We start from the raw sequence: 22870 nt of genomic DNA, 5'->3' as shown, positions 1-22870 counted from the left end.
ATTAACTGCATGCAAAATCTGCTTTTGATCGGTACATTGGCTGCGGTTGCCGCCAATGTACCTTTTTTTTCTGAAAAGATTTTTTTCTTTCGTGCACCTCAATCTGGCACTAAAAACTTCTTTTGGCGCCTTTTGGAGATGATGTTCTTATTCGTTTTAGTTGGTGGTTTTGCGCGCTTTCTTGAGTCACGCTTTAGCCCTGTCCATGAACAAAACTGGCAGTTTTACGCGAGTGCTTTGGCTTTGTTCTTGGTATTGGCCTGGCCTGGTTTTGTTTGGCGTTTCTTTTGGCGTAAACCTGGCCTTTAATCCTGTGATTAACGGCATTGCGCAGTGAAAATCTTGCCAAAGCGGTGTAAGCCGTTTATGATTGCGCTTCTTTAGGCACGTAGCTCAGCTGGTTAGAGCACCACCTTGACATGGTGGGGGTCGTTGGTTCGAGTCCAATCGTGCCTACCAATACAGAGGAATTTGACATGCAACGAACGAGCACTACGACCTTTGCTTTATTGGTTTAAGCCGTTCACAGTCAAATTTTTAAAAGTGCGGCTAAGCCCGCACTTTTTTTTTGTTTTGTTAAATGATCAAATCGGCGTAGCCGATACTTGTAAAGGCGAAAATAATGCCAGTAGTTACTCTTCCTGATGGTTCGCAACGTCAATTTGAAGCTGCGGTCACGATTGCTGATGTCGCTGCAAGTATCGGCGCAGGTTTAGCACGCGCAGCTCTGGCAGGTAAAGTTGATGGTCAATTAGTAGATACGAGCTACGTGATTGATCGTGATGTAAATCTGGCGATTATTACTGAAAAAGATGCCGATGGCCTTGAAGTGATTCGGCACTCAACCGCCCATTTACTGGCCTACGCGGTCAAACAATTGTTTCCGACCGCACAAGTTACCATTGGCCCAGCCATCGAGAATGGTTTTTACTATGACTTCTCGTATGAGCGCCCATTCACACCGGAAGATTTGGTGCTGATTGAAAAGAAAATGCAGGAACTGGCCAAGCAAGATATTCCGGTTGAACGTTATGAGCTGTCTCGCGATGAGGCCGTTGCCTACTTCAAAAGTATCGGCGAAATTTATAAAGCCGAAATTATTGAATCAATTCCTGCGGATCAAACCCTAAGCCTCTACCGCGAAGGTGAATTCACCGACCTGTGTCGTGGCCCACACGTACCATCAACTGGTAAGTTAAAAGTATTCAAGTTAATGAAGGTTGCAGGTGCCTATTGGCGTGGCGATAGCAAAAATGAAATGCTAACGCGCATTTACGGTACTGCATGGGCTAAAAAGGAAGATTTGGCTCAGTATTTGCATATGCTCGAAGAGGCCGAAAAACGCGATCACCGTAAAATTGGTAAGCAACTCGATTTATTCCATATGCAGGATGAAGCGCCTGGTATGGTGTTTTGGCACCCGAAGGGTTGGACGCTGTGGCAAACGATTGAGCAATATATGCGTCGCAAGCTTAATCAGCATGGCTACGATGAAATTCGTACCCCTATGGTGATGGATCGTACTTTGTGGGAAAAGTCGGGTCACTGGGAAAATTACCATGACAATATGTTCACCACTGAGTCTGAGAAACGCGATTACGCCGTAAAACCAATGAATTGCCCGGGGCATATTCAAGTCTTTAACCAAGGCTTGCGTTCTTACCGTGATTTGCCCTTGCGCTACGCAGAGTTTGGTTCTTGCCACCGTAACGAGCCATCGGGCTCGCTGCATGGCATCATGCGTGTACGCGGCTTTGTGCAAGACGATGCGCACATCTTCTGTACCGAAGATCAAGTTCAGCAAGAGGCTGCCGCATTCATTGATTTGCTCAAAGAAGTTTATGCAGATTTTGGGTTTAGTGAGATTCTCGTGAAGCTCTCTACTCGTCCAGAAAAACGCGTAGGCACAGAAGAGAGCTGGGACAAGGCCGAGGCGGCATTAGCCGCTGCATTGCAGTCTCAGGGTTTGGAGTTTGAGTACCTGCCTGGTGAAGGTGCCTTTTACGGCCCTAAAATCGAATTTACCCTGAAAGATTGTTTAGGTCGCCTGTGGCAGTGTGGTACTTTGCAAATTGATCCAAACTTGCCCGAGCGTTTAGGTGCGGAATATGTTGGTGAAGATAACGCTAAACACCGTCCAATCATGTTACATCGCGCTGTCTTGGGTTCGCTTGAGCGTTTTATCGGTATTTTGATCGAAAACTTTGCTGGTGCGTTCCCCGTTTGGTTGGCTCCAGTGCAGTTGGTGGTAATGAATATTTCCGAATCACAGCGTGAATATGCGCAAAATGTGACCGCTCGTCTCAATCAAAGTGGACTTCGTGCCATTGCAGACTTGAGAAATGAGAAAATAACCTATAAAATCCGCGAACATAGCTTGCAGCGTTTGCCTTATCAGCTGATTATTGGTGATAAAGAACGCGATGCTGGCTTGGTGGCCGTGCGAAATCGCAGCGGTGAAGATTTGGGGCAAATGACAGTCGAGGCGCTTTGTGCTTTGATTCAGTCTGAGATGCCTCAAGTTTAACGCTTGCAGATGCACGGTTTTGTTTTTGAATGACTTGGAGTAATGACAATAGCTGCTCAAGATAAAGGCCCGCGGATCAATGGTGAGATCACCGCGCGCGAAATCCGTTTACAAGGTGTGGATGGCGAACAACTCGGTATTGTTTCGCTAAATCAAGCTCTTCAAATGGCTGAAGATGCAGACGTTGATCTGGTTGAGATCGCGCCAAATGCACAGCCACCAGTTTGTCGACTGATGGATTTCGGCAAATTCCGCTACGAAGAAGCCAAGAAAAAGCACGCTGCCAAGCTCAAGCAAAAGCAGGTACAGGTTAAAGAAATTAAGCTGCGTCCGGGCACAGACGAAAACGATTACCAAGTTAAATTGCGTGGTGCGATTCGTTTTCTGAATGATGGCGACAAATGCAAATTCACTTTGCGTTTCCGTGGTCGTGAAATGGCCCACCAAGAAATTGGTATGGCACAGCTTAAACGTGTAGAAGCAGATTTGGCCGAGTTAGCAACCGTCGAGCAATATCCAAGACTCGAAGGTCGTCAGATGGTCATGATGTTGGCACCGAAGAAAAAATAACAGACTGGCGACTGTGTCTGTTAAGGCGTGATCTCACGATGACGTCAACAGTCGTAACAAAAGCGGGGTGGCGGGTACTAAGTTCTTGATGATTTCATTAAGACGCCTGTCGCCTGATCTAATAGCTCATCGGAGCAATGCAATGCCAAAGATGAAAACCAAGAGCAGCGCTAAAAAGCGCTTCAAAGTACTTGGCGGTGGTGGTGTTAAGCGCGGTCACGCGTTCAAGCGTCACATCTTGACCAAGAAAACGACTAAAACTAAGCGTCAATTGCGCGGCACTTCTATGGTCGATGCGACCAATATGAATTCCGTACGTGCAATGTTGCCCTACGCATAACCAAGGAGAAGAACCATGCCTCGCGTTAAACGTGGTGTAACCGCTCGTGCTCGTCATAAGAAAGTTTTAGCTCTGGCTAAAGGCTATCGTGGTCGTCGTAAGAACGTCTATCGCATCGCTAAACAAGCGGTGATGAAAGCCGGTCAATACGCGTACCGTGACCGTCGTCAGAAAAAACGTCAATTCCGTCAACTCTGGATCGCTCGTATCAACGCAGCATCTCGTGAGTGTGGCTTGGCGTACAGCCGCTTCATGAACGGCCTGAAAAAGGCTGGCATCGTGGTTGACCGTAAAGTGTTGGCTGACTTGGCCGTATTCGACAAACCAGCATTTGCTGCTTTTGTTGAACAAGCTAAAGCTAGTCTCGCTGCCTAATCGGTTCTGCTGATGAGAAGGGAGGCTTAGCCTCCCTTTTTTATTCACTATTTTTTGCTTTGTACGCTGCAAGATTGTTTCGTCAACACAACTGAAATACCCGCTACGGGTGTGTTTTAGTTGGTTTGCTTAAACAATTTCCTTCCACATTTATTTAGATCGGGCGCAAAACCATGGTTGCGAACGTGCAAACGTTACTGGAAGCCGGTTTGGCCGCATTAGATGCGACCAATGATCCGGTAGAGCTAGAAAATGTCAAAGCCCTTTATGTTGGCAAACAGGGCGAAATCACTCAACTGATGAAGCAATTGGCTGCTTTGCCACCTGAAGAAAAAAAATCTTTCGGCGCAACGGTCAATCAAGCTAAGCAGGCCTTTGAAGCAGCTTTGAATGCAAAGCGTGATGCCATTGCTGCTCAAAAATTAGCCGCGCAGCTTGCTGCAGAAGCCCTCGATATCAGTTTGCCAGGCCGCGGTACTAACAAAGGCGGCTTGCATCCCGTTACGCTGGTACAACAACGTATCGAAACTTTGTTTGCCAGCATGGGTTTTGCAGTGGCCGATGGCCCAGAAATCGAAAATGATTTCCATAACTTTGAAGCGCTGAATATTCCAAAAAACCATCCTGCTCGTGCAATGCAGGATACATTCTATGTTGAAAACGCTGGCGAGCCATTGGTGTTGCGCACGCACACGTCACCGATTCAGGTGCGTTATATGCTCAATAACGAGCCGCCCATCAAGATCGTGGCGCCGGGTCGCGTGTATCGCGTTGATTCTGATGCCACACACTCACCGATGTTCCACCAAATGGAAGGTTTGTGGGTTGATCAGGATGTGTCGTTTGCCGATCTAAAATCGGTGATCGTTGATTTCTTGCGTCGCTTTTTTGAGCGTGACGATCTGGAAGTGCGCTTCCGCCCATCGTTCTTCCCATTCACTGAGCCTTCGGCTGAGATTGATGTGAAGTGGTCGAAAGGCTGGATGGAAGTCGGCGGTTGCGGCATGGTGCATCCGAATGTGTTGAAAAACGTGAACATCGATGCTGAGAAATACACCGGCTTTGCGTTTGGTATTGGTCTGGATCGTTTCGCGATGTTGTATTACGGCGTGAACGATTTGCGTCAGTTCTTCGAGAATGACCTGTCTTTCTTGTCTCAATTCAAATAAGCCGAGCCGGTAATTATGAAATTTTCTGAACAGTGGTTGCGCAGCTGGGTAAATCCCGCGATCAATTCTGACGAGTTGGCTCATCTGTTGACGATGGCCGGCCTTGAGGTGGAAGAGAACGATCCTGCGGCGCCTGAATTTACTGAAGTATATGTCGCTGAAGTGCTGAGTGTGACTAAGCACCCCGATGCAGATCGTCTGAATGTATGTAGCGTCAATGTTGGCGAAGCAGAGCCATTGCAAATCGTGTGTGGTGCTGCCAATGTCGCGGTTGGGATTAAAGTGCCCTGCGCGCGCGTTGGCGCAGTGTTGCCGGGCGACTTTAAAATCAAAAAAGCCAAAGTTCGTGGCGTTGAATCGATGGGCATGTTGTGTGCCGAACAAGAAATCGGTTTGGCGGAAGAATCTTCCGGCTTGCTGATTTTGCCGGCTGATGCGCCTGTGGGTATGCCGATTCGTGAGTATCTTGATCTTGATGATCGTTTGATGACTTTGAAGCTCACGCCAAATCGTTGTGATTGCTTGTCAATTCGTGGCTTGGCACGTGAAGTGGCTGCGCTGACTAAGGCCGAACTTTGCGCGGTTGAAACGCCAGCTGTGGCTGTTACTGCTAGCCAAGCACGCGCAGTTAAGCTAAATGCTGGTGATGCCTGCCCACGGTATGCGGGTAGAGCCATTATTGGTGTTAATCAAGCGGCCAATACCCCTGATTGGATGAAACAGCGTCTAGAGCGTTGTGGTGTACGCTCGATTTCTGCAATTGTCGATGTGACCAACTACGTGTTGCTCGAGTTAGGGCAGCCAATGCACGCGTTTGATTTGGCGAAATTGCAGGGCGATATCAATGTTCGTTTTGCGACGCCTGGCGAAAAAATCAAATTGCTCAATGAGAAAGAGCTTGAGCTGACTGATGATTTGTTGGTAATTGCCGATGATGTGAAGCCAGTTGCCTTGGCGGGCATTATGGGCGGCGCTGAGTCGAGTGTTGAAGCGGGTTGCACAGATATTTTCCTTGAGTCGGCTTTCTTTGCGCCGAATGTGATTGCGGGTAAAGGCCGTCGCTTTGGCTTCTCATCGGATTCTAGCCATCGCTTTGAGCGTGGGGTTGATTTTGGCTATGTGCGTGAAGCGCTTGAACGCGCAACCGCTTTAATTATTGAGATTTGTGGTGGTCAGGCCGGGCCAGTTACCGAAGCATTGGCTGAATTGCCGGCTCGTCAGTCGGTGGCTTTGCGTGTGTCTCGCGTAGCCAAGGTGTTGGGTATTACTTTGCCTGCTGCGGATATCGTCGCGCTGCTGCAAGGCTTGGGCTTGCAGAGCGAATTGGCGGGTGATGTGATCACGGTAACGCCACCGTCGTATCGCTTCGATATCGAGATCGAAGAAGATCTGATTGAAGAAGTCGCTCGCGTGTTCGGTTACGACAATATTCCGGTGCAGCCAAGCAATGCACGCAGCGCAATGTTGCCGCAGCCTGGCCATTTGCGTAGCAAAAATGTACTGAAGCAGATCATCGCTGGTCGCGACTATCAAGAGGCGATTTCCTATGCCTTTGTTGAGGCGCAATGGGAAACTGATTTTGCCAATAACGATGCGCCAATCAAGCTGATTAACCCCATCGCCAGTCAAATGAGTGTCATGCGCTCAACGCTGCTGGGTGGCTTGATTTCCGCTTTGCAGCACAATCAAAACCGCAAACAGGATCGCGTGCGTCTGTTTGAAGTGGCGCGCGTGTTCAATGGCTTGAATGCTGAGCAGCAACCTGAGAAAATCGCCGCCCTTGCATGGGGTGGTCGTGTGGCTGAGCAGTGGGGCGCAGGCAAAGAGCGCGTTGACTTCTTTGATGTCAAAGCTGATGTCGAAGCTTTGCTCGCTCCGCGTGTCGCAGAGTATCGCCGCGCTCATCATCCCGCTTTGCATCCTGGTCGTTCGGCTGAAGTGGTGCTCGATGGCAATGTTATCGGTGTCTTGGGCGAGTTGCATCCGCAATGGGTACAAAAATACAGTCTGCTGAATGCGCCGGTGGTGTTTGAATTGGATGTGGCTGCGTTGACTCAGGTTGAAAAATTAACCGCAGGCGCGGTTTCAAAATTCCAAGCTGTGCGCCGTGATTTGGCATTGCTGATGGATGAGTCCGTGACTGTTGCGCAGCTGCAAAGCGCTTTTGCAAGTGCAAAACAAAGTATCGTGGCAAACATTGAGGTATTCGATGTTTACCGCGGAAAAGGTTTGCCGGAAGGTAAAAAGAGCCTTGCATTCAAAGTGTTATTGCAAGATACTCACAAAACTTTAACAGATGAAGAAGTTGATGCTGCAGTAGCAGCATTGATTAAGAAGGCAGAAACATGCGGCGCGATCTTGAGAACATAATGCAGTACGAAGCAAGTACTTTGACTTTAACTAAAGCCGATCTGGCTGATATGTTGTTTGATAAAGTGGGTTTGAATAAACGCGAAGCCAAAGACATGGTCGAAGCGTTTTTTGATGAAATCCGTGCGGCTCTGGCTGAGGGTGATACGGTGAAATTGTCGGGCTTTGGTAATTTCCAATTGCGCGATAAACCGCAACGCCCAGGCCGTAACCCAAAAACTGGTGAAGAGATTCCAATTTCTGCCCGTCGCGTGGTGACATTCCACGCCAGCCAAAAACTAAAAGGTATGGTTGAAGTTCACTATGCAAAACTCCAGCAGCGTTATTCCAACCAATGATTTACCGCCGATTCCCGCAAAACGCTACTTCACCATTGGTGAAGTCAGCGATTTGTGCGGTGTCAAACCTCATGTTCTGCGCTATTGGGAACAAGAGTTTACGCAGTTAAAGCCCGTTAAGCGTCGTGGCAATCGCCGCTACTATCAGCATCATGAGGTGTTGCTGGTGCGACGGATTCGCTCGCTGCTCTATGAGCAAGGTTTTACCATTAGTGGTGCTCGTAATCAGCTTGGTACTCATCTGGCTGATATGGGGCATATGATGGATTCCGGTGAGGTTACGCTGACCGAAGTTCGTCATGAGCTCGAAGACTTACTGGCTTGGTTGGAAGACTAAAATTCCGTACCTGCATGGGGTGCAAGGGGTCGCATAGCGATAAATATTGTATGTTGTTCCCTTGAGCTAAGAGTCTAGCTCTGCTAATATGCATCTCTCTCGGAATATGGCGCAGCCTGGTAGCGCACTTGCATGGGGTGCAAGGGGTCGCGAGTTCGAATCCCGCTATTCCGACCAAAACTTCAAGGCCTTGTAATCGTTAGATTGCAAGGCCTTGTTCATTTCTGCAGCAGTAATTCTACTTATTACCAAACAAATACTTCAAAACAAACTATCTTGCTTGCGTACTGAGGCTTTTGGCGTTGCGATCGCCTGAAGTTGCTCGATCGCCGTATGGCGCAGCAATGTTCTCGCAAGCTCCGGTTTTTGGCAGTCCAGCCACGCGTCGTAATCTCGTTCTTCAATTAAGACCAAGCTGCGCTTCTCTTCGTTTGCTTTGTGCATTCGCTTCATGAGTGGATGCTGATCAGCGTTGATGGTGATTTGGGTGAAGGAGTGGCTAATCTTGCCATTTTCCTCCTGCCATTCGCGCCAGATGCCGGCGACTGCAAATGGTTCTCCGCTTGCCAGCTGGATGAGCTGTCGCTCTGCTTTGCCACTTTCGTAACACGGCTCGAAAAAACCCTGCATAGGGATGAGGCAGAATTGAGTAGCGTGCCATGCTGAGCGGTAACTTTTGAGCTGGCCTATCGTCTCTGCGCGGGCGTTCATGGTGCTATAGCGTGTGCCGGTGGGGAGTTTGCGTTGGGGTAGAAAACCGTAATTGGCGACAATGGTCTGGCGTGCAAGATCGCCTGCGATCAAAATCGGCGCGGCGTAGTCTTGCCATACTTCTTCACGCCAGTCTTCATCTGGCGCTGACGCATCAAAATGAGTTATCAGCGTGCGCTTGGGGACTGTTAGATAGTTAACACACATCGCAAAAAGAGAACGAACGTTCTATAATATCCTGATTGAAGTTAGATAAGGATACTGCGATGAGTAGTTTTTTGCATGGCCCGTTTGCGGCGCACCAGAATCCCGTCCTGTGTTATCTGCCGTTTGTCGACGTTGCAGTGCCTGCGGGTTTTCCTTCGCCAGCATCGGATTGGGCCGAGGATCGCGTCGATTTGAATCAGCGCTATGTGCCGCACCCAGAGGCGACGTTTTACTTTACGGTTTCGGGCGATAGCATGATAGGCCCTGTATCAGGTCGTTCGATTCCAGATGGTGCGACGCTGATTGTTGATCGAGCGCGTGAGGCGGTGCATGGAGATATTGTTGTCGCGGTGATTGATGGCGACTTCACGGTGAAGCGGCTGTATCAACGTCATGGCCGTTTGGCGCTAATGGCTGAAAATCCAGCCTATCCACCTCTGGTGCTGGGTGATGAGCAGGAGCTGCTCATTTGGGGTGTGGTAACGGCGTGGATTGCACGTCCACAATGATTGCTCTGGTTGATGTGAATAACTTCTATGTGAGCTGCCAGCGGGTCTTTGAGCCTCGCCTGAATGGTCAGCCCGTGGTGGTGTTGTCGAATAATGACGGCTGTATTATCTCGCGTTCGGCGGAGGCTAAGGCGCTCGGTATCAAGATGGGCGCGCCGTGGCATGCGTTGCGAGCCTGGGCGCAGGAGCAGGGTGTGCAAGCGTATAGCAGCAATTATGCGCTGTATGCGGATATGAGCAATCGCGTGATGCAAATTTTGGCTCGTTTTAGTCCGCAGCAAGAAGTGTATTCAATTGATGAATGCTTTCTTGAATTGATGGCGGGGGCAGAGAGTTATGAATGCGTAGGGCGTGGCATCAAAAAAACGGTGCAGCAATGGACGGGTCTGCCGGTCTGTGTGGGGATTGCGCCGACGAAAACGCTGGCCAAGTTGGCGAATCATCTGGCCAAGAAAAACCCTGAGTGGGGTGGGGTTTGTGATTGGACGCAATTGAGTGTGCAGGCGCAAGCTGAGGTGCTGCAGGGATTTGAAGTTGGAGATGTTTGGGGTATAGGCCGAAAGATCTCATCGAGAATGGCTTTGGAAGGTATACATACGGTTGCTGATTTGCTGGCCTGCCAGTCAGAGTCGATCCGGCAGCGGTATGGGGTGACGGTGCAGCGAACGTGGACGGAATTGGGTGGCGTAGTGTGTTCGGAATTAGAGGGGCTTGCGGCGGATAAGCAGCAAATTTTGTGTTCACGCTCATTTGGCCAGCCTATTTATGCAGAGCAAGAGCTTGGTGAAGCGGTGAGTACTTATGTCGCGCGGGCCGCCGAAAAATTGCGGCGGCAGCATTCGGTGGCGTCGAGCCTGAGTGTCTATATCCGCACTAATCCGTTTCGGCCGAAAGAGCCGCAATATAGTCAGCATGTCATGGTGCCGCTGTTGCAGGCGAGTAGCGACACAATCAAGCTTACTCGCGCCGCGTTGTGGATTTTGGCGCGGATCTATAGGCCGGGTTTTGCATATGCCAAGGCGGGGGTGATGCTCTGTGGGCTTCAGTCAGAGACCGCGATTCAGGGAGATTTGTTTTTGCAGTCTGCGGACCCGCTGAAACGCGCCGAGCTCAATGCGACGATGGATAAAATTAATCAGCGTTGGGGGCGTGGCAGTATTGGTGTGGCGAGTGCCGGGCTTGAGCAGCGCTGGAAGATGCGACAAAACCATGTTTCGCCACATTGGACAACGCGGTGGGATGAGATTCCGGTGATTAAAGCTTGAATGCTTGAAGCTCGGTTTTGCTTGCGGGTGTGCGTTGCTAGAACGGCAGGCAACAAAAAACCCGCAAGAATAAATCTGTGCGGGTTTCAGTAGTAACAGAAGCTTGTTGGTGCCCAGGGTCGGACTCGAACCGACACACCTTGCGGCGGGGGATTTTGAGTCCCCTGCGTCTACCATTTCGCCACCTGGGCAAGCTCTGTGTAGGAGGCGAATAATAGAGGAGGTTAACTGTTTTGGCAAGCCTTTTCGAAAATATTTCTGCTTATTCGGCCTTTTTTAATTCTAAAGCGCGTTCGTAAAGCGCATTGCGCGGTGCGCCCGAGATCGCTTGCGCCAAAGCAACGGCTTGTTTGAGCGGTAATTCGGCAATGAGTGGTGTCAAAAGAGCGTCGTAGCTACTGCTTTCTGCTTTTTCGGCGGGCGCTGCCGCGTTCACTACAATGACCGCTTCACCACGTTGCTGATTGCTGTCATTGGCAATCCACTCGGCCAATTGCCCGAGTGGCGCTCGGCGGATGGTTTCAAATGTTTTGGTCAACTCGCGCGCGAGTACCGCTTCACGCTCAGGGCCAAACACTGCAGCCATATCGGCTACGCAATCGGCAATACGATGTGGGGCTTCATAAAAGACCGTTAAATAGGGAAGTTCGGCCACTTTGGCTAATTCATCGCGACGTTGCTTGCTTTTGGGCGGTAAAAAACCATAAAACAAACTATGTGCGCACGTAAATCCGCTCGCAGATAAAGCACTGGTTAAAGCTGAAGCGCCAGGAATCGGGATAACTTGGAAACCTGCCGCATGAACTGCTGCGGCTAGCACTGCGCCAGGGTCGGAAACTGCGGGTGTGCCGGCATCAGAAACTTGAGCAACGGTGTCACCTGCGGCTAAGCGAGCGATGATTTTGTCGGCCATGCTGTGCTCGTTATGCTCGCGCACTGAAATCATGGGGGTATTGATGCCAAATTGCTTAAGTAATTGGCCTGTAACCCGGGTGTCTTCTGCTGCAATGACATCCGCTTGGCTTAAAACGGCCAATGCGCGGGCGGTAATATCACCGAGATTACCGATTGGCGTGGCAACCACATATAATGCAGACTTGACTATCTGATTTGAATTATTCATTAATAAACAGCAGTTTATCTGCTTTTGAACTTGGTTGGTTGAAGGGGGCAGTGTAGCAGTTAGGGGGCGATTTTGCGAGCAGTCTGTTGAGGCGCACTGAATATTGACCAGCTGTGCGCGTTGAATTTTGACCAGGCATTTTTGCCGTACACCCTCGTGTACGACCCTCTTTAGCCTATCGGCTTTTGCTGCTTTTTACTACTTCTTCAGAACAACTCCCCACGTTCGGGCAACTGTTCTTTTTGTCTTTCTCGCTCTTGAATCTTCAATTTTGCATTCGCACTGCTTTGCTTAAATCGCCACGATTCATTCCCCGTTTCAATAATGTGGCAATGATGGGTCAGTCGATCGAGTAAAGCCGTGGTGAGTTTGGCGTCGCCAAAGACCGTGGGCCATTCTGCAAAGGTCAGATTCGTCGTGATAATCACACTGGTGCGCTCGTACAGCTTACTCAGCAAATGAAACAGCAATGCGCCACCCGCTTGTGAGAATGGCAAATAGCCCAGCTCATCCAGAATGACCACATCCATATGCATTAAGCTATAGGCCAACTTGCCTTTGCTTTTCTCTTGCTCTAATCGGCTGACCAATTCCAACGTGGAATAGAAACGAACCCGCAAACTATGTTGCTGGATGCCATGAACACCCAGCGCAGTGGCGAGGTGGGTTTTACCGGTTCCTGTACCACCAATCATGACGATATTGTGTGCCGCCTGAACGTATTCACCCTGTGCCAACACACGAATCAAACGTTCATCGACTTTCGACTGGCTAAAATCAAAGCCCGCGAGATCCCGATGATGCGGGAAACGAGCCGAATGCATCTGATAGCTGATGGAGCGTACGTGTCGGTCGGCATGTTCCGCATCGATCAGTTGCGTGAGGTTGGCATCGAGGATGTCCATCGTGCCACTGCTGCTGGCTTGCTGCAGCTCAGCGTAAGTGGCGGCCATACCATGCAGCTTGAGCCGCTTCAGTTCGGCTTGAATATCCAACTTCATCATGACACCCCCAACCCTTGATGCAATTGATCGTAGCGCTGGCTATCTGCCAGTGGTGGCTCATTCAGCGCCAATGCCACTTCAAGGGCATCTGGCCGAGGTGCTTCATGCAGTCTGGCCAGCACATTCAGGACATGCTCAGCACTGACTTTGCCCGTTTCAAGCATCAACGCGACGGCGACCTGAACGGTTTCTAAGCCGTATTTGGGTACACAACCCAAGACCTTGGCCATGATGCGATCTCCGCCTTTATGGCGCAATAAGCGCTGTTGTAGTTGCCGCAAATCTGCGGGCATTTCATTGAACGGAGCTCCGTTGCGCAACGCGCCAGGCTTTTGCTCGAGCAAAGGAAGATAGTGTTGCCAGTGATAAAACGTCTGACTGCGCTCAAAGCTGCGTACATGCTCTGCGATCACTTGCTGGTCGGCATAGATAACCAGACGGCTGGGATATAGCCGCACACTCACCATTTGATTGGCCCAATGACACGGTACTGAATAGCGATTGCGCTGGAAGGTAATCAGACACGTACTTGATACCCGCGCCAAGACTTCGGTGTAACCATCAAATGCACCTGGAAATGGCATCATGTGAAGCTGCTCATCTTGGCGTAATTCGGCTAATGTGAGCTCAGGATACTCTGGGTGACGCAATTGCTGCCAAGCCAACTGACATTGTTGCTCAAGCCAAGCATTGAGCTCGTCAAAGCTCGCGAATTTGAGCGCCAATGCGGCTTGCCAGATGTGTCGGCGCCGGTCTTGTACATTCTTCTCGACAATACCTTTCTCCCAGCCGGAGGCGACATTGCAAAACTCAGTATCAAACAGATAATGGGCAGTCATCGCATGAAAGCGGGCGTTGATGATGCGTTCCTTGCCGGGCAGCACCTTGTCGACTGCCGTCTTCATGTTGTCGTAAATCCCTCGCAGCGGCACGCCCCCTAACATCTGAAAGGCGCGAGTATGCGCATCAAACAGCATTTCATGGCTTTGGCTAGGATACGCCATCAATGCAAAAGCGCGACTCGCGCACAGCTTCATGTGGGCCAGCAAGACTTTGCGATGAATACCACCAATGAATGCATGCTCTTCGCTCCAATCGAACTGAAATGCCTCGCCCAAGGCAAAGCGCAGTGGCACAAATGCAGACTTCAAGTGATGCCCCATCGTTTGCGTGCGCCAGTGACGAATAAACGCAGTGACTCGGGAGTAATCGCCGCCAAAGCCCGCAGTCACTAGCTCCTGGAACAATACCTTGGCAGTACGCCGGTCTCGTTTGGGGCGATGTAGATCGGTTTGTAATGCTTTAACGAGTTGAGGAATAAAGGGAGACAGCTTGGTTTGGCTAGACTTGCGTCGATAGCGCGGCTCGGTAGCTGAGTCGGTACGTAGCCATTTCTTGATGGTATTGCGCGTTAAGCTGGTGCGCCGTGCAATCTCGCTGATCGAGAGTTGGTCGCGAAAATACATGCGGCGAACTTTAGCAAATGTGGCCATGGTAATCACCTCAAAATCCTTGCTCGATGAATGAGCTTGGAGATTAGTTACCCTGGTCAAAATTCACTGCGCAAAACCGCAGTTTGCTGGTCAATATTCAGTGCGCCTCAACAGCCATAGACCAGCAACTTTTAACTGAAGTTCGAGCAACTCTTGCTGGCGTAGGAAGTCTTTATATAGCCAGCCCCCAGCCATCTTCAATGCAATATCGGTACGTTCAGCTTCAGTTTTGCATTCAATGAAACGCTTCTGGACGTATGGTAAAAATTCATCGAGGTACTGCTTTTCCTTGGCTATCATTGCAGCCAGTAGACCGACTCCTCGGTTTTCTGCTTCTCGTTTGTCGGATGTGCCGGTGCTCTCCCAGATGTCTTTGCGGTTATCAAAGGCGGGTAAAGCGGCTTCGGAGGGTTTGTATCTAACGTAGTAATTTTTGCTTCCTGCGCGCTGAAAAACATGAACCACTGTAGCAGTCTCGGTAGCAGTTCGTGTAGCAGTAAGTGGCTGTTTAATATCAACAATCTTCATAATCAATGACTTGGGGCTTGCGATGCTATAATGCAGACTTGCTGACAGGAATATCAGGCTTATGCACGTGAAAACTCTCCTTGGCTTGCGCGCGACGGCGCAAAGCGCTGCTACTGTAGCCAAAATGGCTGCAAAAATGACCCGCCTCGTTGGCGCTAGTGCTCTACTATACGGGGCGCTGGCATCTACGGCCACTATTGCCCATGCGCAAGAGACGGTAGAAAGCCTGAAGCCTAGCTATATTGCGCTACTTTTGCCCGGCAATGCCAAGGCGTTTAAGCCTGCCGTGGATAGTATTCGTGCGGGGGTTTTAGCGGCTGAGCGGGTGTATGGCGGCGCCGATTCGCCGCTGGTTCGTGTCTTTGATACGACGGATAAAGAAGAAGATATTCAGGCGCAATATAAAAAAGCCGTCGAAGGTGGTGCAAAAGCGGTCATTGGGCCATTGACCAAGTCGGCGTTAAATTTCCTTGCTGATAGCACGGAGATTAAAGTCCCTGTGGTCGCGCTCAATGGCTTTGATCAAACAACCTTGCCGCAAACAAAACTATATAGTTTTGGCCTTGCGGTAGAAGCCGATGCGATGGATACAGCGCAGCAAATGAAGCTCGATGGCTTGCACCAAGTGGTTGTATTGCAAAGTGCCGATACTTTGGGGCAGCGATTGGCGCAAGGCTTTGCAAGCGCGTGGGAAGCGAAAAATGGCAGCAGCCCCACCATCATTAGCATCGGCAATGCCAAACGTGATGCCAGCGGTTTAAAAGAGCAATTAAGCCAAGCCTATGCCGACTCAGTGTTTTTGGCGATGGATGCGAAAAATGCCCGCATTATTCGCCCCTTCTTAGGCAATGAGCGACCTGTCTATGCCACCAGCCAAATCGACCCCGGTCGCCTTGGCGCGACGACGATGGTGGATCTGACAGGGGTGAAATATTTGGATATGCCCTGGCTGGCAAATCCAAAGCAAGAAGGCTATGAGCTATATAATCGCACGCGTTCTAGCTCAAATGATTTAGAACGTTTATTTGCTTTAGGGGTTGATGCTTGGCGAATCGCCGCCATCTTAATCAATGATGGCACCATCGATCATCTGGAAGGGCTCACCGGCATATTAACGATGGGCGACAATAATGTGATCTCGCGCGAAATGGTACTGCGTACGATGGGCCGTAGCGCGAGCGCACCATGAATTTAAAAGGCAGCCAAGCCGAGCAACAAGCGGCCGAATATCTGCAGCAACAAGGCTTAACCATCATCACCCGCAATTGGGCTTGCCGAGCGGGGGAAATCGATTTGATCGCCAAGGATGGCGCGCAATTGGTGTTTGTGGAAGTCCGCATGCGTCGGGCTAGCCGTTTTGGTGGGGCTGCGGCCAGTATTACCGCAGCAAAGCAGGCCAAATTATTGGCGACTGCCCAATATTATTTACAAAGTATCAAATCCACGCCCGCGTGCCGATTTGATGCCATTTGCATTGACGATCAAGCCATTACTTGGCTGAAGAACTGCATCAGCGCATAGCGCAAAATGCAATTAATAAGGATAAACCATGGATTTAATTCAACGCGTGCAGCAGCATTTTGAAGAAAGCATCGCCGCCAAACAAGCCGCGATGGAAGTGCTTAGCCCCGCTATTGCGCTGGCGGCCGAGAAAGTGGTCCAGACTTTAATTGCCGACGGCAAAATTTTGGCCTGCGGGAATGGCGGCTCAGCGGCCGATGCGCAGCACTTTGCCGCTGAAATGGTCGGGCGCTTCGAGCGTGAGCGCCCAGGTTTGCCTGCCATTGCACTGACGACCGATTCATCGGCGCTTACCGCGATTGCCAATGATTATGATTTTGATCTGGTTTTTTCCAAGCAGGTCCATGCCTTGGGTCGCGCCGGCGATATCTTGGTGGCCATTTCCACTTCAGGCAATTCAGCAAATGTGATTTCAGCCATTCATGCCGCGCACGATCGACAAATGACAGTACTGGCATTTACCGGTCGCGATGGCGGACAGATTGCCGATTTAATGACCGGAGACGACGTCAATATTTGCGTGCCACATCCACGCACCGCGCGGATTCAGGAAGTCCATATCACGGCGATTCATGCGCTGTGTGATGCGGTCGACTTTATGCTGTTGGGGGGTGATTAATGAAGCGAGTTGTGAGCGCTGCCATTATCGCCGCCAGTTTGGGGCTGAGCGCATGTGTGCCTTTGGTGTTGGTCGGTGGCGTTGCGGTCGGAGCGTGGGTTGGGGCAGATCCGCGTCCAACGGCGATGATTAAAACCGATACGGAATTGGGCGCCAATCTCAGTGCCAAAATCATAGATGAATGGAAAGACCGCGCGCATGTCTCGGTGAATACATTTGGTGGTGCAGTATTGCTGACGGGCGAAGTGCCCGATGAGGCGGCAAAAGCCAAAGCCGAGCAAATTGCGCGTTCTTTCCCACAAACCAAGCGCGTGTTTAACGAGCTGTTTGTCGGCCCAGTTTCAACGACCACCGAGCGGCTGAATGATACGCAGCTCACCACCCGAGTAAAAAGCGCGATCTTTACCTCGAGTGGCGATCCGTCGAATATTCATATCCAAGTTATTACCGACCGCACTGTCGTGTATTTGCTGGGGATGAGTACACCGGCCTTGGCGGATAAATCAGCTGCGCTGGCCGCTTCCGTCTCGGGAGTGAGTCGTGTCGTGAAGCTGATCCAGCCATTAGCACCCATGCAGTAGTAACCGAAAAACGCCACAGGATGTGGCGTTTTTTTATGGCTGAGTTAGATTGTTTTTGGGCATGTTCAGATTATGTGTTGATATGAACAGTACTTGGTTTGACTAGGAAAAACGATATTCGTAGGGTGGGTTAGGCTAAGCCGTAACCCACCGTTACGCTGCTTTTCTTTATGTCGCGTCACGGTGGGTTACGCCCTAAGGGGCTAACCCACCCTACGATTCTTGTTATCAACACGTCATCTGAACATGCCCTTGTTTTTGTGGGTATTGCCTCGAGGTTATTTATTTAAAATGATTGCAAGGCTATACCTTGGTGGGTATTTATAGTTTTAGATCTTGCAAAATCGCTTTCAGCAACAGTGGCTGCGCTGCCGCAGTCGGGTGAAACTGGTCCGCTTGAAAGTAGTTATTTTGCTGAATGATCGGTGCTAATAAAAATGGCGTCAGGCTGGTGCGATATTGTTTGGCAAGGGCGGGGTAAACCGCGGCAAATTGCTGGGTGTAGGCCGCGCCGTAATTGGGCGGCATTTGCATCCCGATTAAATGCACTTTGGCGCCGCTGGCTTGAGACTGGCGAATCATCTCGGCCAGATTGTTTTGCATGGTCGCGATGGGTAGTCCGCGTAGCCCGTCGTTCGCGCCCAGCGCCAAAATAACCCATTTAGGCTGATGTTGTTTGAGTGTCGCAAGGAATCTTGTTAGCCCTCCCGCTGTCGTTTCACCTGACACACTGGCATTGACCACGCGATATTTTTTACCTTGTTGCACCAACTGTTGTCCGAGCAAACTAGGCCAAGCCTGATTGGCCGCGATGCCGTAACCCGCCGAGAGGCTGTCGCCAAACACCAGTATCACGGGGTCGGCCGCAAAGGCCGCGTGCTGCAAGCTTAAACCGCCGAATAGGCTGATAAGGAAACGTTTGAACATGTCTGAATTTACTCCAAAAGCTGCCATGATTGCGGTGCATCATTTGCATAAGTCGGTCGAGACCGAGGCGCAGTCGCTGACGATTTTGCATGATATTAATTTCAGTGTACCAGTTGGCGCTAGTTTGGCGATTGTGGGGCGCTCTGGCTCAGGTAAATCGAGCTTGCTGGCGCTGTTGGCGGGGCTGGATTTACCCACGCAGGGTGAGGTGCTGTTGCAAGGACAAGCTTTGCAATTGCTCGATGAAGACGGCCGCGCGCGTGTTCGTGGCCAATTGGCTGGCTTTGTCTTTCAATCGTTTCAATTGCTGCCCGAATTAACGGCTTTAGAAAATGTCATGCTACCGCTGGAGTTAATCGGCGACGTCGATGCCGAGGCTCGCGCCTTGAAATGGCTAGAGCGGGTGGGTTTGAAACATCGTCTGAATCATTTACCGCGCCAACTTTCGGGCGGCGAGCAACAGCGGGTGGCGCTGGCGCGGGCCTTTGCGCCCAAGCCTGCCGTCCTGTTTGCCGATGAACCTACTGGCAGCCTTGATACCGCGACGGGGGCGGTGATCGCCGATTTGCTATTTGAGCTCAATCGCGAAATGGGGGCGACGCTGGTGCTGGTGACACACGATGAAATGCTGGCTGCACGCTGCTCACATCGTTTGCGTTTGCAGGGTGGTGAAGTCATTGAATGGTTGGCGCCAACGACTGAGGAGGCGCGATGACAGCACCTAGCTTAATGCCATCGCGCACTCGTTGGGCGCTAGATTGGAAATTGTTTCGTCGCAGCATGAGCGCTGGCGAATATAAAACGCTGCTCTTGGCGCTGACGATCGCCATTGCTTCGCTGACCGCAGTCGGGATGCTTACCGAGCGCGTCGAGCGATTGCTACTCGGGCAAGCCAATCAACTGCAAGCCGCAGATGCGGTACTGATTGCCGATCATGCGATTGCCCCCAAATACGCGCAATTAGCCCAACAAGACGGTTTGAGGTTGGCCAGCTCAGCCACCTTTCCATCGATGGTCAGTGCGGGAGAGCAAACGAGTCTGGCCTCCGTGAAGGCGGTGAGTGCAACTTACCCACTGCGCGGTCAGTTGACCGTGCTGGCCCCTGATGTGGCGCAGACCCCGCGCGCAGGCGAGGCGCTGATTGATCAGCGATTGCAAGCGGTGTTACGGCTCAAGGTCGGTGATGACATTAGCCTGGGTCAGCTCAAATTAAAAGTACGCGGCATTATCGACCGCGAGCCGGATGCGGCCTTTGATTTTTCTAGCTTGCAGGCCCGCGTATTGATGAATGAGGCCGATTTGGCGCGCAGCGGTCTATTGGGCTTTGGCAGTCGGGTGAAGTATCGGCTGATGGTCGCGGGTGATGAAGCTAGCCTTGCGCGCTGGCAGCAAGCGGTAAAACCGCAATTGGCTCGCGGGGAAAGCCTCGAGAATGTGCGTGACTCGCGCCCCGAGCTCAAAGAAGCCATTGATCGCGCCGAGCGCTTTTTGCGTCTGGCTGCACTCTTGGCGGGTGTCTTGGCGGCGGTTGCCATTGTGCTGGCGGCACGACGCTTTGCTTTGCGCCATTTTGATACGGTCGCTTTGCTGCGGACGCTGGGGGCGAGTCAGGCCATGGTGCGGCGGCTGCTGTTAAGTCAGTTGCTATTGCTGCTGGGTTTTGCTGCAGTAATGGGCGGCGCGCTGGCCTGGCTGGCGCAGTTGATTTTAGTATTTGCGATTGCCGATCAACTTCCCGCTGCATTACCGGCCGCGAGTCTTGCGCCGTGGTTGTGGGCGAGTGGACTCGGTTTGGTTTTATTGTTGGGCTCGGCGGGCCCAGTATTGCTGACTCTGGCCAAAACGTCGCCATTACGCGTCTTGCGCCGCGAATTAGTCCCTAGCGCCCATTGGTTGTGGCAATACGGCATAACGATATTGGCCATGGCGGGTATATTGATACAAATATCTCAGGATATTAAGTTGGCGGCTATAGTGGGTGGGGGTATTGTGCTAGCGCTCTTGCTGGTTGCCGCCTTGGGTTGGGCGATACTCAAACTATTGCAGCGATTATTTCCGCGCGGTGCGGCGAAAATTGCCTTGCGGCAGATGCTGCGTCAACCCGGCTTAGTGTTGGCGCAATTAGCCGCGCTGATGCTGGGTTTGTGCGGTTTGTGGCTGCTCACCGTTGTGCAGCAAGACCTGCTCGCCGCTTGGCGCAATCAAGTGCCCGCTAACGCACCGAATCATTTTGCCGTGAATATTCAGCCCGAACAGGAGGCACAATTTGCGCAATTGTTTACCAGGGCAGGGCTCGCTGAGCCGAAAATCTTACCGATGATACGTGGCCGCTGGACCTTGCACAATCAGGTCGCGGTCAATCCACGCGCTTTTACCGAAGAGCGAGCGCAGCGCCTTGCAGAGCGAGAATTTAATCTCTCATGGGGCGATGATGAACGCAGCGATAATCAGCGCGTGGAGGGGCCAGCATTGCGCGTAGATCAGCCCGGTTGGTCGGTTGAAATTGAGCTGGCGAAGCAATTGGGCATCAAGCTAGGCGATGTGCTGACCTTTGATATTGCTGGTACGGCGGTGAGTGCGCCGGTGGTGAATTTTCGCAAAGTCAATTGGGGCTCGTTTCGCGCGAATTTCTTTGTGATCGGCAGCGAGTACATGATGCAGGGACAGCCGAGCAGTTTGATCAGTAGTTTTTATCTGCCGCCGAGCGCCAAGCAACTGGTGCCAGAGCTCGTGCATGCGTTGCCGAATGTGACGGTGATCGACGTGGGGCAAGTGCTGGCTCAAGTTGAGTCGGTGATCAGTCTGGCCAGCGCAGCCTTGCGCTTGGTATTTGTGATGTGTTTGCTCGCAGGCTTGACCGTCTTGCTGGCGGCGCTCGACACCAATGAAGCCGAACGTCGTTACGAGGCGGCGTTGATGCGGGCGTTGGGGGCTAGTACGCGCAAAATCGCGCAGATCTGGTGGCTGGAAAGCCTGTTGCTGGGGGCTGTGGCGGGCTTACTGGCCGGCACGGTGGCCGCAGTGGGGGCTTGGTACGTCGCCCAGACCTTGTTTAAATTGCCTTGGCTAATCAATTGGAGCTTGCCATTCTACTCGGCGCTGGCGGGCATGTTGCTGGCGGCGGTCACGGTAGGGCGGCGTTTATGGCGGCTGTCGAAGACCTCACCTTTACAAATCTTGCAATAAAGGCACCAGAAGTTGCGGTAAAAGTAGGAATTCAAATTCCGATGTGAAGTTTTTTTGTGCCAGCGCAAAACATCGCTTACGCCGAAAGCGCATCCTCAGTGCCAATGATGACGTAGAGGTGAGCCATGTTTATTCTCGAGCAAGGGCAAGTGGAGCGGTTGTGCCAAACCTATTTGGGCGCAAATGCCAGTTCCGTGGAAAAGATTACCGGCTTTCAGGCCGATGTTTATCTCGTGCAAGTTGGCCGTCTGCGTGCTGTGCTCAAATGTTATCGCCAGCCCAATCAAGCGCAGCGCGAAGCGGATGCGCTCGGTGTTTTGCGTCGTTATGTGCATGGCTACGCTTTGCCTGAAGTCATCGCCGTTCATCAGCCTGGCGAGCGCGGTGAGGCGCTGATCTTGACCTATATTCATGGTGCGCCAGCTAGTCATGAGCTGGAATCGCCGATTGAAATTGACCGCTTTGCCGATGATTTTGTCGATTGGCTGAGAACACTGCACGCGATTTCCTGCGAAAAAGGATTTCAAGATGAAACCGGGGCTTGGCACGACACCTTTGCGCAAGCTTATCTGAAAGACTTGGCCAATCGGGTTGAGTGGCTGCAAAGCCCCGAGGCGAGCGAGACAGTGAGTGCAGCTCTGCGCACCAGCTTGATTGATCTGGCCGCTGTCTTTGAACGTATTCCACCTTCCAACGTGACGAGCAGCAGCATGATTCATGGCGATGCGCACGCGGCTAATTTTCTGGTTGATCCCGATACACACCGTTTGTGTGGCGTGATTGATCCGGGTATGGCGCGCTTTGCGCATTGCGAGCTCGATTTGGTGCACCTCGATGCGGTGCGGCCTGATCTGAAGCTGCTGAATAACTACCTGAAAAAATCCAGTTTTGACGCTGCGGTTAGGCTGCGTTTGGCTTATTTTGGCTTATTTTGCGATGTGCGCCAGATTCGTCAAACGGGCGTCTGCGATGAAGCTATTTTGGCGCGTAAAATCGCCAAGGTGCAGCAATTACTCAAATCAGAGCCACTATTGGCCGCAATTTAAGTTGTAAAGATAAAAAAAAGCCCCACAAAAGTGGGGCTGGAAAAAATTTAATACAGTCGAGACAGCATCGGGCAACGCCTTCCAAACGCCAGCCAAAGTGTCAATGCTCAATCTAGGCTTCGGC

Annotated in this window: 24 protein-coding genes and 3 tRNA genes; 20 read left to right on the top strand and 7 right to left on the bottom strand. The window is 51.3% G+C overall.

Annotation, left to right across the window (positions count from 1 at the left end; genetic code table 11):
- The first annotated feature begins 24 nt into the window (after nt 1-24).
- The 11 genes from HQ393_RS08845 (at nt 25) to HQ393_RS08795 (ending at nt 8203) form a co-directional block, all read left to right on the top strand.
- The gene (locus HQ393_RS08845; RefSeq protein WP_246307867.1) at nt 25-309 is read left to right on the top strand and encodes a DUF2818 family protein; all 285 of its coding nucleotides are present in this window, start codon (nt 25-27) and stop codon (nt 307-309) included.
- A gap of 73 nt (nt 310-382) precedes the next feature.
- Nucleotides 383-459 (top strand) — tRNA-Val (locus tag HQ393_RS08840).
- A 163-nt stretch (nt 460-622) separates the two neighbouring features.
- Nucleotides 623-2527: a threonine--tRNA ligase gene (gene thrS / locus HQ393_RS08835; protein ID WP_179354858.1), complete on the top strand. Its 1905-nt coding sequence runs from the start codon at nt 623-625 to the stop codon at nt 2525-2527.
- A 42-nt stretch (nt 2528-2569) separates the two neighbouring features.
- On the top strand, nt 2570-3097 hold the full coding sequence (gene infC, locus HQ393_RS08830; RefSeq protein WP_179354857.1) for a translation initiation factor IF-3: 528 nt from the start codon (nt 2570-2572) through the stop codon (nt 3095-3097).
- Between the two features lie 142 nt (nt 3098-3239).
- Complete coding sequence (gene rpmI, locus HQ393_RS08825) at nt 3240-3437, top strand: 50S ribosomal protein L35 (RefSeq protein WP_179354856.1); 198 nt, start codon at nt 3240-3242, stop codon at nt 3435-3437.
- A 15-nt stretch (nt 3438-3452) separates the two neighbouring features.
- A complete protein-coding gene (rplT, locus tag HQ393_RS08820) occupies nt 3453-3812 on the top strand; it encodes a 50S ribosomal protein L20 (RefSeq protein WP_179354855.1) in 360 nt (119 codons plus the stop codon).
- Nucleotides 3813-3985: 173 nt separating this feature from the next.
- On the top strand, nt 3986-4981 hold the full coding sequence (gene pheS / locus HQ393_RS08815) for a phenylalanine--tRNA ligase subunit alpha (protein WP_179354854.1): 996 nt from the start codon (nt 3986-3988) through the stop codon (nt 4979-4981).
- Between the two features lie 15 nt (nt 4982-4996).
- The gene (gene pheT, locus HQ393_RS08810; protein WP_179354853.1) at nt 4997-7351 is read left to right on the top strand and encodes a phenylalanine--tRNA ligase subunit beta; all 2355 of its coding nucleotides are present in this window, start codon (nt 4997-4999) and stop codon (nt 7349-7351) included.
- A 20-nt stretch (nt 7352-7371) separates the two neighbouring features.
- Nucleotides 7372-7689, top strand: coding sequence for an integration host factor subunit alpha (locus HQ393_RS08805; protein ID WP_281361495.1), 318 nt, complete (start codon nt 7372-7374; stop codon nt 7687-7689).
- Nucleotides 7655-8026 carry a MerR family transcriptional regulator gene (locus HQ393_RS08800; RefSeq protein WP_179354851.1) on the top strand — a complete coding sequence of 124 codons (372 nt, stop codon included), beginning with the start codon at nt 7655-7657 and terminating at the stop codon, nt 8024-8026. The genes HQ393_RS08805 and HQ393_RS08800 overlap by 35 nt, the downstream gene beginning before the upstream one ends.
- Before the next feature lie 100 nt (nt 8027-8126).
- Nucleotides 8127-8203, top strand: a tRNA-Pro gene (locus HQ393_RS08795).
- An 84-nt stretch (nt 8204-8287) separates the two neighbouring features.
- Here the strand turns inward: HQ393_RS08795 and HQ393_RS08790 are convergent.
- Nucleotides 8288-8944, bottom strand: a complete 657-nt coding sequence (locus HQ393_RS08790; RefSeq protein ID WP_179354850.1) for an SOS response-associated peptidase — start codon at nt 8942-8944, stop codon at nt 8288-8290.
- Nucleotides 8945-9003: 59 nt separating this feature from the next.
- On the opposite strand from HQ393_RS08790, the gene HQ393_RS08785 reads away from it, so the two are divergent.
- Nucleotides 9004-9453 carry a LexA family protein gene (locus HQ393_RS08785; protein ID WP_179354849.1) on the top strand — a complete coding sequence of 150 codons (450 nt, stop codon included), beginning with the start codon at nt 9004-9006 and terminating at the stop codon, nt 9451-9453.
- Nucleotides 9450-10718: a Y-family DNA polymerase gene (locus tag HQ393_RS08780; protein WP_179354848.1), complete on the top strand. Its 1269-nt coding sequence runs from the start codon at nt 9450-9452 to the stop codon at nt 10716-10718. The genes HQ393_RS08785 and HQ393_RS08780 overlap by 4 nt, the downstream gene beginning before the upstream one ends.
- A gap of 107 nt (nt 10719-10825) precedes the next feature.
- Here HQ393_RS08780 and HQ393_RS08775 read toward each other — a convergent pair.
- The 5 genes from HQ393_RS08775 to HQ393_RS08755 form a co-directional block, all read right to left on the bottom strand.
- A tRNA-Leu gene (locus HQ393_RS08775) sits at nt 10826-10909 on the bottom strand.
- Between the two features lie 71 nt (nt 10910-10980).
- Nucleotides 10981-11841, bottom strand: a complete 861-nt coding sequence (gene rsmI, locus HQ393_RS08770; protein WP_218871105.1) for a 16S rRNA (cytidine(1402)-2'-O)-methyltransferase — start codon at nt 11839-11841, stop codon at nt 10981-10983.
- 206 nt (nt 11842-12047) lie between these two features.
- A complete protein-coding gene (gene istB, locus HQ393_RS08765; RefSeq protein ID WP_281361457.1) occupies nt 12048-12845 on the bottom strand; it encodes an IS21-like element helper ATPase IstB in 798 nt (265 codons plus the stop codon).
- Nucleotides 12842-14338 carry an IS21 family transposase gene (gene istA, locus HQ393_RS08760; protein ID WP_179354847.1) on the bottom strand — a complete coding sequence of 499 codons (1497 nt, stop codon included), beginning with the start codon at nt 14336-14338 and terminating at the stop codon, nt 12842-12844. The genes istB and istA overlap by 4 nt, the downstream gene beginning before the upstream one ends.
- A 90-nt stretch (nt 14339-14428) precedes the next feature.
- A complete protein-coding gene (locus HQ393_RS08755; protein WP_179354846.1) occupies nt 14429-14866 on the bottom strand; it encodes a hypothetical protein in 438 nt (145 codons plus the stop codon).
- Between the two features lie 67 nt (nt 14867-14933).
- Here HQ393_RS08755 and HQ393_RS08750 point away from each other — a divergent pair, with 67 nt between their 5' ends.
- The 4 genes from HQ393_RS08750 to HQ393_RS08735 are packed head-to-tail and all read left to right on the top strand — an operon-like array spanning nt 14934 to nt 17587.
- Nucleotides 14934-16055 (top strand): penicillin-binding protein activator, encoded by a 1122-nt coding sequence (locus HQ393_RS08750; RefSeq protein WP_179354845.1) that lies wholly within the window; start codon nt 14934-14936, stop codon nt 16053-16055.
- Nucleotides 16052-16387, top strand: coding sequence for a YraN family protein (locus tag HQ393_RS08745; protein ID WP_179354844.1), 336 nt, complete (start codon nt 16052-16054; stop codon nt 16385-16387). Before HQ393_RS08750 ends, HQ393_RS08745 begins: the two co-directional genes overlap by 4 nt.
- 28 nt (nt 16388-16415) lie before the next feature.
- Nucleotides 16416-17006 carry a phosphoheptose isomerase gene (locus tag HQ393_RS08740; protein WP_179354843.1) on the top strand — a complete coding sequence of 197 codons (591 nt, stop codon included), beginning with the start codon at nt 16416-16418 and terminating at the stop codon, nt 17004-17006.
- Complete coding sequence (locus HQ393_RS08735; protein WP_179354842.1) at nt 17006-17587, top strand: BON domain-containing protein; 582 nt, start codon at nt 17006-17008, stop codon at nt 17585-17587. The genes HQ393_RS08740 and HQ393_RS08735 overlap by 1 nt, the downstream gene beginning before the upstream one ends.
- A 321-nt stretch (nt 17588-17908) precedes the next feature.
- Here HQ393_RS08735 and HQ393_RS08730 read toward each other — a convergent pair whose 3' ends face one another.
- Nucleotides 17909-18514: an arylesterase gene (locus HQ393_RS08730; RefSeq protein WP_179354841.1), complete on the bottom strand. Its 606-nt coding sequence runs from the start codon at nt 18512-18514 to the stop codon at nt 17909-17911.
- Between HQ393_RS08730 and HQ393_RS08725 the strand changes: the two genes are divergently transcribed.
- The 3 genes from HQ393_RS08725 (at nt 18513) to HQ393_RS08715 (ending at nt 22746) form a co-directional block, all read left to right on the top strand.
- Nucleotides 18513-19229, top strand: coding sequence for an ABC transporter ATP-binding protein (locus HQ393_RS08725; RefSeq protein ID WP_179354840.1), 717 nt, complete (start codon nt 18513-18515; stop codon nt 19227-19229). The two genes, HQ393_RS08730 and HQ393_RS08725, sit on opposite strands and share 2 nt — an antisense overlap.
- Nucleotides 19226-21700 carry an ABC transporter permease gene (locus tag HQ393_RS08720; protein ID WP_179354839.1) on the top strand — a complete coding sequence of 825 codons (2475 nt, stop codon included), beginning with the start codon at nt 19226-19228 and terminating at the stop codon, nt 21698-21700. The genes HQ393_RS08725 and HQ393_RS08720 overlap by 4 nt, the downstream gene beginning before the upstream one ends.
- A gap of 125 nt (nt 21701-21825) precedes the next feature.
- Nucleotides 21826-22746, top strand: coding sequence for a phosphotransferase family protein (locus HQ393_RS08715; protein WP_179354838.1), 921 nt, complete (start codon nt 21826-21828; stop codon nt 22744-22746).
- Nucleotides 22747-22870: the final 124 nt, after the last annotated feature.

Origin of the sequence: Chitinibacter bivalviorum, from assembly GCF_013403565.1 — a bacterium.
GTDB lineage: Bacteria > Pseudomonadota > Gammaproteobacteria > Burkholderiales > Chitinibacteraceae > Chitinibacter > Chitinibacter bivalviorum.
This window is presented reverse-complemented; position numbering and strand designations above follow the sequence as displayed.